Below are 15759 nucleotides of genomic sequence, written 5' to 3' on the forward strand. Positions count from 1 at the left end.
ATAGTGATAATGGCGAGAGTGGGACTCTGGCCAAGCCTCAGGTATAGCGGCCCTGTTTCCTATACCTATACCTGGCGTAGCTTCAGCCTTTCTTTACCTTAAGCAAATTTGTTGTATAGCTTCGCCTGTGCGGCGGGCACTCACTTTTTGTCTTGACACAAAAAGTAAGCAAAAAGGTCAAGACGCTCCAAACTCGCTGAACGCTCAGACAGTGGAGCGTCGAAAAGCGCACCTTGCACCACTGTTTATTACATAGGTTCCATGCAAGTTAGTCTTTCAATGCGTGCCAGTGTTTGTTTGTGGCATTGTTTACAAGGCTTATACTTTAGGTATAGCTGCTACAAAAAGTCCCCCTTGGGGGTAGGGGCCCTCGACAAAGAAGGGGGTAGGGGGATGACAATCTTGCACAAGACAAAAACCACGAAGCTATACCTGTAAATCAGTAACTACCTGATTCCCCTCTCGGGAGGGGCAGGGGTGGGTATAATCGTGCACCGAAATCCTGAAAATCTTTAAATCCTGTAAATCCTTGGGGTAGGGGCCCTATATAAAGATTCAGACAGTCTTCAACCCCTCCAAGGTCTGCATCACTTTCTCTTGCCACAGCTGTTTCTCCAGAACCACCGGCGGAGCGGCGCGTTCGAGGCAGTCGGGGGCGGGGCAGCGCTCGCAGGTTTCGTTTACGTAGCGGCGCACAATGGACGGGTCGTCGAGGAAGCGGACTTTGCGGCGCAGGTTCTCGTTGAGAAGCAGGCCGATACTGATGGTGCCTGTCAGGCTTTCGGTAGGTTGGGCCAGGGCGAGCACCAGGTACTCGTTGGTGGAGTTGATGTAAGAGGAGCGCTGTATACCTACCAGTGGCTTTTCAAGCTGACCCGCCAGTTTCTGCCTTTCGAGTTCCTCAAAAAGTGTAAGCGAAATCCAGCGGCGACAATAGTGCTCGTTCAGCAAAGAGGCGTGCGGGTTGTGCAATCCGGACAGATGCAGCTCTTTGGTAAGCGAATAGTGGTTGTAGGCTGCATCGTGGTGGAAGCGCAGGAAAAAAAGCTGTTTGATGTTGAAAAAGCGGGGCAGGAGCGAGGTAAGGCGGTGAAGGAGTGTTTCGGGTGAGGTGTTGTAATTCTCCATCAGTTGCAGCAGCAAGTCAGGTCGCCAGACCGGTTGTGCAAAGAAATCCTGCATGTCCTGTACCAGCCGGTCTCGATTGAGCAAAAGGGCACCTGCAAAATAAGAAGCCTTGAAGTTGTTGAGCACCTCTTCAAATGAGCCCACTTTCACCCAGGTGGAGGTATGCGGACGTGGTTTCAACTGTAGCACTTCAAAGCCAATCTCGCGGGCTACCGCAAAAGCACGTTGCTGCTCGGTCAGGTTTGGGTTGAGCATCAGCACGGGTTCTGCGCCGGGCAAATGAATGGAACGAAGCGGTGCTAGCTCCGGATGTTGGTCAAATGTTTCTGTTGTTATTTTTATGTTAAATACATTCTCCAATATGCCAGCCAGCTGCGCAAAAGAAGGGGTTTGCTCCGGGCTGATGCCATTCACCTCCATAAAATGTTCCACTTCAAGTTCCAGGTCCTCGAAGTAGTTATCGTGCAGTTCCTGGTAGGAGCGGAGGGCAGAAAAGTAGAACTGTTCTACGCGCAGGTCAAAAGCACGTGAGATCTCCAGCAGCGTATTTACGAAAGCGCTCAGTTTGGCCGGAGCGGTAGCGAAAAGGTCCAGTAGTCGGCTCACGTCGAGCCCAAAGTGCTCCAGCGGCAGCTCCGACAAGATGTTGGACTGCAGCAATTCCCCCACCGGTTGCAGGCGCTTGCTCAGCTGCAGCGACACCAGGTAGTCGTAGGTCACGCCCAGTTCATCGGCTATCACGGCAATTTTGCTTGGCTTCGGGTGCTTTTTCCCCTTCTCTATTTCATTGAGGTACGACACGGATATACCTGTGCTCGCAGCCAGATCTGTCAGCGAGATGTTCTTTTCTGCTCTTAACTGTTTGATTTTCAGTCCGAGTATAAGCCGGATAACGTCTTCCTGTAGCCTCATGTAAATTATTTTCCCTGGTCTTTCTGCTAATAAACGGTGTTTTGCGACTTTTTCCTAAAAACGTAAAAATAATTTATAGCGAAAATTCGCCAAAAATAAAATTTTCGCGTATAGCTGATAAAATCACAATCAATCACCTCAAATTCATAGATATGTTAGTAACCAGTTCAGCCCAGGTAAAAGGTATGCCAGTAAAAGGCATAGAGCAAATATTAACTCCCGAAGCCCTCGAATTCTTGGAAATGCTGCATGTGCGTTTCGAGGACAGGAGAGAGGAACTGCTGAAAGCAAGGGCAGCACGGCAACTCCGCATCGATGCCGGCGAGCGACCTGATTTTCTGGAAGAAACGAAAGCGATTCGGGAAGGCGATTGGCAAGCGGGCGCTATACCTGTCGACCTGCAGATACGCCGTGTGGAGATTACAGGACCCGTGGATCGTAAAATGGTGATCAACGCGCTGAACTCCGGGGCCGATGTGTTCATGGCTGATTTTGAGGATGCGAACTCACCTACCTGGGAGAACGTGGTGCAGGGGCAGCTCAACCTGTACGATGCCGTGCGCCGCACCATCACCTACCAGAACGGCAAGGTATACCAGCTGAAAGATAAAGTGGCTTTGCTGAACGTACGTCCCCGAGGCTGGCACCTGACGGAAAAGCATTTGATGATTGGTGACAAACCCATCTCAGCAGCTTTGTTCGACTTTGGGCTGTTCTTCTTCCACAACGCCAAAGAGCTGATCGCCCGCGGCACTGGCCCTTACTTCTATTTGCCTAAACTGGAGAGTCACCTGGAAGCCCGCCTGTGGAACGATGTGTTTGTGGCAGCGCAGGAGGCACTGGCTATACCTGTCGGCACGATCAAGGCGACGGTGCTGATCGAGACGATTCTGGCTGCCTTCGAGATGGACGAGATCCTGTACGAATTGCGCGAGCATATTGTGGGCCTGAACGCCGGTCGCTGGGATTACCTTTTCAGTGCCATCAAGAAGTTCCGCAACCAGCCCGATGTCATTTTTCCGGACCGCACCGCCATTACCATGCAGGTGCCTTTCATGAAAGCGTATACCGACCTGCTCGTGCAGGCCTGTCACAAACGCGGCGTGCATGCCATGGGCGGTATGGCGGCCTTCATCCCGAACCGGCACGACCCGGCTGTGAACAAAACGGCCTTTGAGAAAGTGAAAGCCGACAAGGATCACGAGGCCCGAAACGGTTTCGACGGCACTTGGGTAGCCCACCCGGACCTTATACCTGTGGCACGGGAGGCATTTGACAAGGTGCTCGGTGACAAGCCACACCAGAAGGAGGTGCTGCGTGAAGAGGTCAATGTAACAGCTGACGATCTGCTTAATTTCAAAATAGTAGGTGGCCAGATCACCGAGGCCGGCCTTCGACTCAACATCAACGTGAGTATTTTGTACATCGGCCACTGGCTCTGCGGCACCGGTGCGGCCGCCATCCACAACCTGATGGAAGACGCCGCCACTGCCGAAATTTCCCGCGCGCAGGTATGGCAGTGGCTCCACCACCCAGACACCCGCACCGCCGAGGGCGAACCGATCACGGAAGAGCGCGTGCTGCAACTCATCAAAGAAGAAACCGAGAACATCAAAGAGGAAGTCGGCCTGGCCATGTTCAAAAACTGCCACTTCGAGCGCGCCTCCCAACTCTTCTCCGAACTCGTGCTCTCCACCTGCTTCGTCGACTTTCTGACGCTACCGGCTTATAAATATATTGATTAAAGTTTGAGAGTTGGGGAGTTTAGGAGTTTGAGAGTTAAGCTGGTAGAGTTTAGGAAGTAATAAGAGAATATTCGAAAACTTGTTCTTTTCTACATCCTGCGCTACTACACATTCGAAGACTCCCAACGCTCTAATTCTAACTTCCTCAACTCGTTAATCCCCGAACTTATCAACTCTTACTTCTCAAAATCTTAAACTCCTAAACTCCAAACTCTTTAACTCCTATGAACAAGACCGAAAGAATTCAGGCTATCCAGCAAGACTGGCTCGTGAACCCGCGTTGGGCAGGTATAAAAAGACCCTACACTGCCGATGAAGTAGTTAAGCTGCAGGGCTCCGTTGCAATTGAGTATACCCTGGCCCGCAAGGGGGCGGAGAAACTGTGGAGACTGCTGCACACCGAAGAATATGTGGCCGGACTTGGCGCCATGACGGGCAACCAGGCGGTGCAGGAGGTGCAGGCGGGCCTCAATGCCATTTACCTCAGCGGCTGGCAAGTGGCGGCCGACGCCAACCTGGCCGGACAGATGTACCCCGACCAAAGCCTATACCCGGCCGACAGTGTGCCGAATGTGATCAAGAAAATTAACAACGCCCTGCTGCGCGCCGACCAGATCCAAAGCGTGACCGGCGAGGGGGAGGTTGACTGGATGGTACCGATCGTGGCCGATGCGGAGGCGGGTTTCGGCGGTAACCTGAATGCTTTTGAGCTGATGAAGATGATGATCGAAGCCGGAGCGGCCGGCGTGCATTTTGAAGATCAGCTGTCTAGCGCCAAGAAGTGCGGTCACCTGGGTGGCAAGGTACTGGTGCCCACGCAGGAGGCGATCAACAAACTGATGGCTGCCCGACTCGCGGCCGACGTGATGGGCGTGCCAACCCTGCTCGTTGCCCGCACCGATGCTGATGCTGCCAACCTGATTACGAGCGATATCGATCCGCGCGACCATGCCTTCATTATACCTGGTGAGCGCACGAGTGAGGGATTTTACAGAGTTAATTGCGGTCTGGAGCAAGGTATAGCCCGTGGTCTGGCCTACGCTCCCTATGCCGACCTGATCTGGATGGAAACTTCCAAGCCGGATCTGGAGCAGGCCCGCCTGTTTGCAGAAGCCATCCATGCCGAATACCCGGGCAAACTGCTGGCCTACAATTGCTCCCCGTCCTTTAATTGGGCTGCTAAACTAAGCGTGGAGGAGATGGAGACTTTCCGGGAAGAGTTGGCAAAGATGGGCTACAAGTTCCAATTCATAACGCTCGCCGGTTTCCATGCGCTCAACACCAGCATGTTTGAGTTGGCCAAAGCCTACAAAGCACGCGGCATGGCGGGTTACTCCGAGCTGCAGGAACGCGAGTTTGCGCTGGCGAAAGAAGGCTTCAAAGCGGTAAAGCACCAGTCTTTCGTCGGCACCGCCTACTTCGACGCCATCCAGAACACAGTGACGGCAGGAACTGCTTCTACGGCCGCGCTGGTGGGCTCTACCGAAGAAGAGCAGTTCCACTAAGCAAAAAAGGATTGCGAAGGATGGAAACACCCTGCTGTCGAATTGATGGTGGGGTGTTTTTCTTTTTAAAAGAGCGTGTAAGGTATAGAATCAGGATGCGCGTCATAGCCGCCTCAAGCAAATCGGGCTGTAAGATAAAATGAAGGAGATAAGAAGGAGGATCTTAAGAGTTTTTGCCAACTCTATTTCGGAGCCGTCAAAATTTAAGCCTTCATTATACCTGAATTAATGCACCACGCGCAGCACCGGCTCGTCGAGCGGCGTGCGTGTCTCCGGGTCTACCGTAAAATAGCCAACCATGCTCGGGCCATAGCCCAGGTTCAACTCCACAAACTTGTCGCGTTCCGGCAACATACCGATCACTTCCTGTTGCAAATCTTTGTACTTCTGAAGCAGGTCTTTCAGCTTCTGCTCTTTGTCGTTGAGTAAGTTATCAGACTGCTGATCTGTTAGTTGCTGTTCCATCCTCTGCTCCGGGTCGAAGTCGGGGCGCACGCTCTGCAGCGACAACAGTTCTACCTCCAGCAGCCGGATGTCGCGCTCCACATGCAGATACTCTTTCACTTTTTCTTCCAGCGGAACAAGCGATTCATCCAGGTAGTCTATCAGGTTTTCCATTTCTTATCAGGTATATGAGGGTGTATAGCTCCTATACGGCAAATGCCTTATTTATTTGCATACGGGAAGCGCTACGGAGAGGCTACACACAAGCACCAGCTATACCTATACCTGTACCTGGGGTCACAGCCACTTAAACACCTTCCGGATCAGGGACAGCCGGTTACCGTAAGGCGGGTAGCGCAGCGGGAGGTCAATCCAGGTACCGCGGTGCACCACGCTTTTCAGGTTAGAGAAAAGCTCGAAACTGGCCTTCCCGTGATAGCTTCCCACGCCGCTTTCGCCCACACCGCCAAATGGGAGCCTGGGATTGATGAGGTGAGAAATAGTGTCGTTGATGCAGCCGCCGCCAAAGTGTGCTTGTTCCAGCACTTGCTGCTGCTGCCATTTGTCGGACGAGAAAAAGTAAAGCGCCAGTGGTTTTTCCCGGGCGTTCACTTCCTGGATGGCTTCGTTCAGGTGGGTGTAGGTGAGCACCGGCAGAATGGGGCCAAAAATTTCGTCCTGCATGACAGGGTCCTGCCAGTTCACCTGGTCCAATACGGTCGGGGCAATGAAGCGGCTCTCTGCATCGTGCTGACCGCCAATCCGCACCACGCTGTCCTGCAGGTAGCTGATCAGGCGCTCGTAATGCCGGTCGTTGATGATGCGGGCAAAGTCCGGGCTGTGCCGAGGAGAGTCGCCATAAAACTCCTGAATGGCTATACGGAGCTGTTCCAAGAGTTCGTCTTTCACCTGTTCCTGCACCAGTAGGTAGTCGGGAGCCACGCAGGTCTGGCCGGCGTTCATGAACTTGCCCCAGGCAATGCGACGTGCTGCCAGCCCCAGGTCGGCGTCTTCGGATACAATAGCAGGGCTTTTCCCGCCTAGCTCCAGCGTAACAGGGGTCAGGTGCTCGGCGGCGGCCTTCATCACCACGCGCCCAACCTGGGTGCTTCCCGTGAAAAAGATGTAGTCGAAGCGTTGGGCCAGCAAATGCTGTGTGGTAGACACACCTCCTTCCACTACGGCTACCAGGCGCGGATCAAATGTCTGGGCAAGCAGGCGGGCGATGACCGCTGAGGTGGCAGGCGTCAGTTCAGATGGCTTGACGATGGCACAGTTGCCCGCCGCCAGGGCACCGATCAAGGGGTTGAGCACCAGTTGCAGCGGGTAGTTCCAGGGACCGATGATGAGGGCCACACCGTAAGGCTGTGAATAGATGTAGCTGCGGGCCGGAAAGTTGAGCAGTGTTTCTCCGACAGCCTGTGGCTTGGCCCAGCGCACGATATGTTTGAGGACAAGCTGCAGCTCTTTCTCAACAAAGCCGATCTCCGTGGTATAAGTCTCAAAGGCCGGTTTCCGGAAGTCGGCATACATGGCGTCGATCAGCTCCTGCTCGTGGCTGCGTACAGCCTCCAGCAGACGTTGGAGTTGCTCTTTCCGGAAACCAATATCCAGGGTATGGCCTGCGGCAAAAAAGGAACGCTGCTTTTGCAGCAGGTCGAGCATGGCCTGCGGGTCTGCTTCCCGGGTGGTGCTGACCCTGTTTACAAAGGTGTTTGTTGAGTTCATAGCGGGTGAATTAAGTTTGGGTTAGGTCGCGTTGGCCGGCTTTGTAACGGCAGCCGGTCGGCCGGTGAAATCGTTCATGGACAAACCACTGGCCTGCCACCTTATCGAAGACACGGGTGGGCAAAATATCACGCAGGAAAGGGAGTAAGTTCACAATAAAAGGCTTAGGCAGCAGGACCTTGTTCTGCTCCATAGCCTGCAGGATGGCCTCTGTAATCGTCTCGGGCTGCAGGCTTTTGCTGCCCATCAGCTTGCCTATACCTGAGGTTCCCCCTGTTATGAGTACCGTATTTTGCCTGATCTGCGTCATGCAGTTTTTATGGATACTTGTGTATTTTGCAAGCATAATATAGGAGATTATGCCCGTATAAAAAAATAGTAGGACCTAATTCTCAGATCGTAAGGTGCCGTGTTTTTTGATAGGGAATTGCTATACCTGACGGTTCAGGAAATCGCTTTCCTACCTGTTGTAACATCGGTTCATCCTACACCAGCAGGTATAAATTATAACGCCCATTCCAAATGCAAGCATGCGCTTCTTTGTATCTTTGGCAAAACGACCATAACTGCAAACTATGATAAACGATACCATCAAGCTGATCGAATGTCCCCGCGACGCCATGCAGGGACTGCATGATTTTATACCTACGCAGACCAAGATCGACTACATCAACCAGCTACTCAGCGTGGGTTTCGACACCATAGACTTCGGTAGCTTTGTATCGCCTAAGGCCATTCCGCAAATGGCCGACACCGCCGAGGTGCTGGCTGGCCTGGACCTGAGCAACACGCGCTCCAAGCTGCTGGCCATCATTGCCAATGTGCGTGGCGCGGAAGAGGCAGCCACCCACCAGGCGATCGAATACCTCGGTTTCCCGCTTTCCGTATCGGAGACCTTTCAGCAGCGCAACACCAACAAGAGCATCGCCGAAGCCATGACCCAGCTCGCCCAGATGCAGGACATTTGCCAGCGCAATAGCAAAACCCTCGTGACCTACATCTCCATGGGCTTTGGCAATCCTTATGGCGATCCCTGGGATGCGGCTACTGTCATTCGATTCGTGGAGGAACTGGACAAGCTGGGCGTGAAGATCATCTCGCTTTCCGACACCATCGGCGTTTCCAATCCGGAGAACATCACCTACCTGTTCAGCGAGCTGGTGCCCGCTTTCCCGCACATCGAGTTTGGGGCGCACCTGCATACCACGCCTACCACCTGGCACGAAAAGGTGGAAGCTGCTTACGGGGCTGGCTGTCGCCGCTTCGACGGGGCCATGCGCGGGTATGGCGGTTGCCCGATGGCCAAGGATGAACTGGTGGGCAACATGGCGACCGAAAATTTGGTCAGCTACTTCGAAAATAATGGCTTAAATTTGAAGCTCGACAAAGAGGCTTTTGCTGCCGCGCTGGCAGCTTCAGGCTCTGTTTTCTCCTAATTATGGCAAGAAGAACAATCGTAGATATTTTCATACCTTGTTTTGTGGACCAGCTGCACCCCGAAACGGGCCTGAGCATGGTAAAAGTGCTCGAGGGCTTGGGCTGCGAGGTAAACTACAACCCCAACCAGACCTGCTGCGGGCAGCCCGCTTTCAACGCCGGGTTCTTCGACGAAGCCCGCGAAGTGGCCAATAAGTTTCTCGACGATTTCTCGAACGAAACCTCGCACTACATTGTGGCGCCCTCGGCAAGCTGCGTGGGCATGGTGCGCAACGCCTACCAGGACATTTTTGTGAAGTCATCCAAACTGGTGAAGTACCGCGCCATGCAGAAAAAAGTGTTCGAGCTGACTGAGTTTCTGACCGACGTGCTGAAGGTATCGCAAGTGCCCGGCGCCCGTCTCGACGGCAAAGCTACTTATCACGACTCCTGCAGCGCCCTGCGCGAATGCCACATCAAGGATGGGCCACGTGCATTGCTGCAAGGCGTGCACGGACTGGAAATGGTAGAGATGGAAGACACCGAAACCTGCTGTGGCTTCGGCGGCACTTTTGCCGTGAAGTTCGAAGCTATTTCAGTGGCGATGGCCGAACAGAAAGTAGAGAACGCGCTGGCCACGGGTGCTGATTACATCATCTCCACCGACAGCAGCTGCCTGATGCACCTGAACGGCTATATCCAGAAAAACAAGAAGCCAATCAAAACCATGCACATTGCTGATGTGCTAGCCAGTGGTTGGTAAGGTATAAACCATAGGTATACGTATAAAGCAGCGGCCTCACTCTGAAAAGGGTGAGGCCGCTGCTTTTATAAAGGAAATTTATTTTCTGAAGAAATATGTGATTCCAAAATTTAGATGCAGGCTTGAAAAATCTAACTCCACTGTATTCGATATGTAGGCAGATTCGTCGTGCTCCATGTTGTTGTACATGCTGCTTTTATACACTTCCTCGATGTCACGCCGGCTATACCTCAGTGCTCCTAAGTTAGCGGATATACCAACCTTGTCAGAAGGAAAAAAGGTAAGTCCTGGCGATAGTGCAACTGAAAATTCAGAGGCTTTGTCATAAGACTCTCTCGATTGATACACCCTTAGCTGATCACTGTTGGTAAAGAAACTCGTATTTTCAGTGTTACTAAGGCCAGTTGACAATGTTCCATGTACAGCTATTCGTTCTTTCAGGAACTTATATTGTGTTGCATAAATGTTGAAACCCTTTCCATGACCCTTTGCGAAATCCTCACCTCGATAATTCAGGTTAGTACCTATACTTTCAGATTTTCTTCTGGTTAGGTGTACAGAGGCTCCTATCTCTAGATTATCTTTTACAAATAGACCTAAGGCGGGTGCAATGGTATAGGTATAGCTGTCTAAGTTGTAGAAGTCCCTTCCATTGTGCTCATCAGGTTCTGCTTTTTGCTGGGTATAACCAAACTTTCCGGTAAGGGCCACGGTTCCTTTTGTAGTTTGTGCCTGTGCGCCAAGGGTTATCAGCGCTGTTGCACATAATATGGCTATCTTTTTCATAGGTGACTGGCTAGCGTGCAATGAAATACCCTATGCCAATGCTCACGCTACTCGGTGATAAATTAGCAGAGAATGTGTCGTAGGTAGTAGAATAGGTCCGATAAGCATCTTCTTTCGGCTTATGTTTCCGTCTTGAGTAAGAAAGGGAACCGAATGTAGCCGTAATACCCAGCTTCGGTGTGGCAAAATAGGTAAGACCAGGGTAGATGCCGATACCGAGATCAGTGGATGTGCTCGTTACATCGGGTGATGATTCAGGTGAGTTTTTAGAGGTTTGTTTGCCAAGGCCAAAGGAAACGTAGCCTGTACCGTGCAGCTGCAGTTGCTCTGTAATGGCGACATACTTTCGGACGTAAGGAATTAGACTTATGTCGTTGAACCTGGTATAATTTTCCCCATCATCCCATTTGTATTTGCTGGTGCTCCGGTCATAACCTAAGCCCACTCCAAGCTCTAGCCCGTCTTTGAGAAAGTATCCGACTGTAGGTCTCAGATTAACGCTCCGGGAGGAATGCAGTTCTCCATATTCACTGTCAGTTACTTTCCTGTTCTCATTTTTAAAATTTACTGCCCCCTTGACTGAGATAGTACCCTGAGACGTTTGGGCATAAGCCCCGGCACACAGCAATGCCAGCATGGCAGTTGTAAAGATTTTCTTCATGTTTGTTTTTTATGGTTCGCACACATAAGAGACAATTAGCGTGCCAGTATAGGAATATCGGTATATTCTAATTTGATAAATCTGCAAAAGGAGCTAACGCAGGTATGCGGCCCTTTTTAGCTGCGTAAAACACGTAGCTTCGTAAGCTTGGAATACTGAAAATGACTGAATAACAACTTATTAGTGGCTTTTTCGGTTACCTCCCCGAATCATTGGCGTATAAGAAATCAAAACACGGATGAGGCAGTCGGGCGCCTTGGTTTTAGGTTGGTTGAACCATACGCGCTGGCTCGAAAGTGCAGACTGCCGAAACGAACGTTGTTTTTAAGATGATCATGCGCTTGCCGCTATCTGGGGTGCGTTTAGCGGTTTGTGCATGTTTATGGAGGGAGCCGGTATCTGTTATTTCAATGCAGGCGGTTGGAGCCGGCTCCCTTTTTCTCCTGTCTTTTTACTTCCTCCTCTTGCCAAAGCATCAGCCCACGCGCTTCAAACAGATCGCCGCTTAAATGCTACAAATCTCCTGCCTCTGTTTGTGCCTTGCGGTAATATACGACCCAGCTACGTGCAAAACGGTATTTGTGCCAGGTATAGCCTACCTGTCGCATATTGCAGCGTATAAAGCGCAACGGACGCACAGATGCGTCTATAGCCATGAATTCAACTAAAACACACATCCTAGGACTGCTTTTTTTTCTGCTTGGCGCACCCATGCTACCGGCGTATGCACAGCAGGAGCAAGAGGAGCTGAACGCCGACAGGCCCGACAATTCCCAAGGTCCTGGCATTGTCTCCCGTGGCTATGTGCAGCTGGAGGCAGGGTATAACTACCAGAAGTTGAACGACCGCATCAGAACCTACGCTTACCCCACGGCACTGCTGCGCGTCGGCTTGCTGCAAGGGGTCGAGTTGCGTGTGCAGGGCGCTGTGAAGGACTCTGTGATTGAGAACGGGACAAGTCGCCATGTCAAGGGTTGGGGCCCGCTGAGTGTCGGAACCAAGGTACGCCTCTGGGAAGAAAGCGGCTGGCGTCCGGAAGCAGCAATCAACGCCATGCTGGTGCTGCCAGTAGCCCATGAGCTATTCAAACCAGATAATGTGGAGCCGCAGTTTAGTCTGGGCTTTAGCAATGCGCTCTCCGAGACAATGGACCTGAGTTATAACCTGGGTTATGGTTGGACCGACGGGGAACCCCAGCGATCCTATGGCGCCAATATCACGAAGCAGTTCATGGATAAAGTGTCGCTATACCTGGAGGTGTTTGGCAATAAGGGCAAGGGAGAGCCGGCGGAGCACCAGGCCGATTTGGGAATTCTATACCTGCTGTTGCCGAACCTGCAGGTTGACATAGCGGCAGGGAGGCGTCTGAACAAGGCGGCACCACACCATTTCTTCACAACGGGCCTTGCTTTTCGGTTGCCCCGTTAACGTTCAGCGACAGGTATGGCAAGCGACAAAAACATAAGACCCGTCCGGAAATCGCTGCAGGAGTATGCCCGCGGTATAGCGGGGGGGCTGCTGTTCAGTTTCCCGTTGCTCTATACCATGGAGGTATGGTGGGCCGGCTTTATTGCGTCACCCGCTCAGTTGTTGGTAATGGTGGTGGTCACCTACCTGCTGTTGCTGGGGTACAACCGCTACGCAGGCATGCGGCCGGGCGTCTCGTGGCGCAGCGTCTTCATCGACTCGGTGGAGGAAATGGGACTGGGCATTGTGCTGGCCTTCGCGGTACTTTTTGTGCTCAACCGCATCCAGTTCGGCGAGATGTCGATTGATGAGATCATGGGAAAGATCATTGTGGAGGCCATGGCGGTATCGATCGGCGTTTCCATCGGAACGGCGCAGCTTGGTGGCACGGAAGATGAGCCGGAGGAAGAGAATGAAGTGCAGGAAGAAGCAAAGGAAGCCGGCTTTCGCACCGGGCTGCGCAGCAAAATCAGCCTGGTGGTGCTGGCGCTCTGCGGCAGCGTGATCGTAGGCGGCAACGTGGCTCCTACAGAAGAGGTAGTGGTGCTGGCCGCTGGGTCTGGACCGGTGCATATTTTACTGATGGCTGTGCTCTCGCTCGCGCTGAGCATGGTGGTGGTCTACTTCAGCGATTTCAAGGGCACAGGGAATCACCCGCGGGGCAGCCTGGCTTTCGCCATCATACTCGACACTTGCCTGAGTTATCTGACGGCACTGGCGGCTTCGGCTTTTCTGCTCTGGTTTTTTGGTCGCTTCGAGGGAGTCGGTTTTGAAATAGCCTTTGCGCAGTGCATCGTACTGGGTGTGTTGGCCAGCCTGGGCGCCTCGGCAGGTCGTCTGCTGATTAAATAACCGGATAATGGAGAAACAAAAAGATACGGATAAGAAGAAACAATCGAACAGGGCAGGCGACGATGATGATAAAAATGCCCTGGAATGGACCGTATTTGGCATCAGCCTGGTGCTGGTGCTGGGCATACTGGCCTACCTGGGCTACATGGCCTACACTCAAAAACCCTCCTCGCCCGACCTGGCGGTCGAGTATTTTCACGACCCCTCGGCCAATGCGCCCCACCGCTACCGGGTGGCGGTGTATAACAGGGGAGGCGAAACCGCCGAGGAAGTGCAGGTAGAGCTTACCATCGAAAACGGCGGGGAGGAAGTGGAAAGTGCCGAGCTGAGCATTGCCTTCTCACCAAAGAAATCGAAGCGGGAAGGCTGGGTGAATTTCAAAGAAGATCCGTCTAGGGCCGACACCTTGGTGGCCCGGGTTGTGAGTTACAAAAGACCCTAACAGGTATCGCTACACAAAAAAATAAGCACAATGGCGAAAAACAAAGTATCTGATCGACACAAGCATCATAAGGAGTCCCCCATACCCAGGGGCAGCCTGCTGGCCATAGGCGGCAGCGAGAGTAAAGGAGGAAAAGAACTATCAGAAGAACAGGAAAAAAACACGGACTTTAAAGACGAGGAAATCCTGAAATACTTTATCAGTTCCCTCAAGGGCAGCGATCCGATGGTGCTCGTGGTGCCGACCGCTTCTACCGAGCCTGAGGAAAGCGCCAAAGACTATATTGAGGAGTTTCATAAGCTGGGCATCAAGAACGTGGAGGTGCTGGATATCCGGAATCGGATGGATGCGCGCAAGCCTGAGTTTTTGGAGATGGTGGAGCGGGCAGCTGGCATTATGATTACGGGTGGCGATCAGCTGCGGCTTACCTCCATTCTCGGCGGCTCGCCGGTACTGCAACTCATGAAAGAGCGCTATACCTACGACGAGGGCTTTATCATAGCCGGCACCAGCGCCGGAGCCGCCGCCATGTCCACGCCGATGATTTACGAAGGCGAAACGCAGGGAGGCTACATCAAAGGCGACGTTCGCATCACTACCGGGCTGGAGTTTCTCAAAAACGTGGCCATCGACACGCACTTCATTCAGCGCGGACGCATTGTGCGGGTATCGCAGTGCATCGCCACCAACCCGGGCTGTATTGGCATTGGGCTGGAGGAGGACACGGCGATCTGTGTCACGAAGGGCAACGAGGTAAAGGTGCTGGGCTCCGGCCTGGTGACGATTGTGGACGGACTGGGCATTACGGAGACCAACATCTACGAGATCAAAACAGGGGAGCCTTTCTCGGTTCGTGACATGAAAGTGCATTTATTAGCGGCCGGCGACACCTACTCCCTGCCCATCTACGACCAGTTACATATCTAAGCAGTGAACCGACCTGCGCGCATCGCCACCCTCCAGGGCATCTACTGGGCACTCACCGGTATATGGCCGCTTGTGCACATGGCGAGCTTTCTGTGGGTGACCGGACCGAAGGAGGATCTGTGGCTGGTGCGCACGGTGGCCGTGCTGATCACAGTGATCGGGCTGGTACTGCTGGCGGCAGGTATAAAGAAACGGGTGACGCCCGAGATCAGGTGGCTGGGTATAGGAGGTGCTGCCGGGCTTGGGTTTATTGACGTATACTATAGCCTGAATGATGTGATCCGGAACGTATACCTGCTCGATGCCATAGGGGAACTAGTCCTGATTCTGCTCTGGCTTTGGGCCGGGAAGCGCGATCTGATCACTTCTACAAGCGAAAACCAGCGGTAAGGTAAGAGGAATCCTATTGGTTAAAATACACCGTATACGCCTGCAGCGTATCCTGCGTCAGCGCCTGCGCTTTTACCCGGTCGGCTTCCGCTTCCTGCTCCTGACCCAACTTATACCGGGCAGCACCTCGGCCGTAAAGCGCGTCGTAGAAGTAGCTCTCGCCACTGGCAGCAGGTATAACCGCATTGTAATCTTCGAGGGCCGCTTCGTATTTTCCTAACTCCAGTCGCATTTCAGCGCGGTGGTACAGAAAGCCTAGATCATTGGGGTAAACATCCAGCGCGTCGTTCAGGGCTTCCTCGGCCTGGGCGAAGTTCTTGTCGTAGCGATAGCTCCAATACAGGAGGTCATGGGTTTGGCGGTCGCCGTGGCCCTGCTCGATCAGTGCATTGAAGAAATAGCTGGCCTCCTTGAACGCGTTGGGGTTGCCCATGATGCCTTCCTCCAGCTTCGATTCCGCGTTCTTTCGCATTTTTTTGGTGCTCGCGAAAAAGTAAGGGTCGGAGAGCATCAGGACTAGAAAGACGATTGCACCGATGGTCAGGACGATGGTGATGATGCGGGAGACGTTCATAGGGTGGAGGCTGTTGTAT

The 15759-nt window shown here is 52.8% G+C and carries 16 protein-coding genes; 9 read left to right on the forward strand and 7 right to left on the reverse strand.

The window, feature by feature from the left end; genetic code table 11:
- Positions 1 to 555 precede the first annotated feature (555 nt).
- Positions 556 to 2040 carry a helix-turn-helix domain-containing protein gene (locus tag B0B12_RS00500; protein ID WP_076665568.1) on the reverse strand — a complete coding sequence of 495 codons (1485 nt, stop codon included), beginning with the start codon at positions 2038 to 2040 and terminating at the stop codon, positions 556 to 558.
- 152 nt (positions 2041 to 2192) lie between these two features.
- On the opposite strand from B0B12_RS00500, the gene aceB reads away from it, so the two are divergent.
- The gene (gene aceB, locus B0B12_RS00505) at positions 2193 to 3785 is read left to right on the forward strand and encodes a malate synthase A (RefSeq protein ID WP_076665569.1); all 1593 of its coding nucleotides are present in this window, start codon (positions 2193 to 2195) and stop codon (positions 3783 to 3785) included.
- A gap of 224 nt (positions 3786 to 4009) precedes the next feature.
- Positions 4010 to 5290 carry an isocitrate lyase gene (aceA, locus tag B0B12_RS00510; RefSeq protein ID WP_076665570.1) on the forward strand — a complete coding sequence of 427 codons (1281 nt, stop codon included), beginning with the start codon at positions 4010 to 4012 and terminating at the stop codon, positions 5288 to 5290.
- 225 nt (positions 5291 to 5515) lie between these two features.
- On the opposite strand, the gene B0B12_RS00515 is transcribed toward aceA, so the two are convergent.
- The 3 genes from B0B12_RS00515 to B0B12_RS00525 all read right to left on the reverse strand — a co-directional run bounded on the left by B0B12_RS00515 (position 5516) and on the right by B0B12_RS00525 (position 7772).
- Positions 5516 to 5908 carry a hypothetical protein gene (locus B0B12_RS00515; protein WP_076665571.1) on the reverse strand — a complete coding sequence of 131 codons (393 nt, stop codon included), beginning with the start codon at positions 5906 to 5908 and terminating at the stop codon, positions 5516 to 5518.
- A gap of 123 nt (positions 5909 to 6031) precedes the next feature.
- Positions 6032 to 7462 (reverse strand): aldehyde dehydrogenase, encoded by a 1431-nt coding sequence (locus B0B12_RS00520; protein ID WP_076665572.1) that lies wholly within the window; start codon positions 7460 to 7462, stop codon positions 6032 to 6034.
- 10 nt (positions 7463 to 7472) lie between these two features.
- On the reverse strand, positions 7473 to 7772 hold the full coding sequence (locus B0B12_RS00525) for a hypothetical protein (protein ID WP_076665573.1): 300 nt from the start codon (positions 7770 to 7772) through the stop codon (positions 7473 to 7475).
- Between the two features lie 265 nt (positions 7773 to 8037).
- On the opposite strand from B0B12_RS00525, the gene B0B12_RS00530 reads away from it, so the two are divergent.
- Positions 8038 to 8898: a hydroxymethylglutaryl-CoA lyase gene (locus tag B0B12_RS00530; protein ID WP_076665574.1), complete on the forward strand. Its 861-nt coding sequence runs from the start codon at positions 8038 to 8040 to the stop codon at positions 8896 to 8898.
- Positions 8899 to 8900: 2 nt separating this feature from the next.
- The gene (locus B0B12_RS00535; RefSeq protein ID WP_076665575.1) at positions 8901 to 9641 is read left to right on the forward strand and encodes a (Fe-S)-binding protein; all 741 of its coding nucleotides are present in this window, start codon (positions 8901 to 8903) and stop codon (positions 9639 to 9641) included.
- Between the two features lie 78 nt (positions 9642 to 9719).
- Here B0B12_RS00535 and B0B12_RS00540 read toward each other — a convergent pair whose 3' ends face one another.
- Positions 9720 to 10427: an outer membrane beta-barrel protein gene (locus tag B0B12_RS00540; RefSeq protein ID WP_076665576.1), complete on the reverse strand. Its 708-nt coding sequence runs from the start codon at positions 10425 to 10427 to the stop codon at positions 9720 to 9722.
- Between the two features lie 10 nt (positions 10428 to 10437).
- On the reverse strand, positions 10438 to 11088 hold the full coding sequence (locus tag B0B12_RS00545) for an outer membrane beta-barrel protein (protein WP_076665577.1): 651 nt from the start codon (positions 11086 to 11088) through the stop codon (positions 10438 to 10440).
- 654 nt (positions 11089 to 11742) lie between these two features.
- On the opposite strand from B0B12_RS00545, the gene B0B12_RS00550 reads away from it, so the two are divergent.
- From B0B12_RS00550 to B0B12_RS00570, 5 genes are read left to right on the forward strand one after another with little or no spacing between them, the layout of a single operon-like run.
- The gene (locus B0B12_RS00550) at positions 11743 to 12516 is read left to right on the forward strand and encodes a transporter (protein WP_244554549.1); all 774 of its coding nucleotides are present in this window, start codon (positions 11743 to 11745) and stop codon (positions 12514 to 12516) included.
- Between the two features lie 15 nt (positions 12517 to 12531).
- On the forward strand, positions 12532 to 13407 hold the full coding sequence (locus tag B0B12_RS00555; protein WP_076665578.1) for a TIGR02587 family membrane protein: 876 nt from the start codon (positions 12532 to 12534) through the stop codon (positions 13405 to 13407).
- Positions 13408 to 13414: 7 nt separating this feature from the next.
- Entirely contained in the window at positions 13415 to 13849 is a 435-nt protein-coding gene (locus B0B12_RS00560; protein ID WP_076665579.1) for a hypothetical protein, read from the forward strand.
- 30 nt (positions 13850 to 13879) lie between these two features.
- Positions 13880 to 14776, forward strand: coding sequence for a cyanophycinase (locus B0B12_RS00565; RefSeq protein ID WP_076665580.1), 897 nt, complete (start codon positions 13880 to 13882; stop codon positions 14774 to 14776).
- A gap of 3 nt (positions 14777 to 14779) precedes the next feature.
- Positions 14780 to 15166, forward strand: coding sequence for a hypothetical protein (locus B0B12_RS00570; RefSeq protein WP_076665581.1), 387 nt, complete (start codon positions 14780 to 14782; stop codon positions 15164 to 15166).
- 13 nt (positions 15167 to 15179) lie between these two features.
- On the opposite strand, the gene B0B12_RS00575 is transcribed toward B0B12_RS00570, so the two are convergent.
- Positions 15180 to 15740: a tetratricopeptide repeat protein gene (locus B0B12_RS00575; protein ID WP_076665582.1), complete on the reverse strand. Its 561-nt coding sequence runs from the start codon at positions 15738 to 15740 to the stop codon at positions 15180 to 15182.
- Positions 15741 to 15759 lie beyond the last annotated feature (19 nt).

Origin of the sequence: Pontibacter indicus (genome assembly GCF_900156345.1) — a bacterium.
Taxonomy (GTDB): domain Bacteria; phylum Bacteroidota; class Bacteroidia; order Cytophagales; family Hymenobacteraceae; genus Pontibacter; species Pontibacter indicus.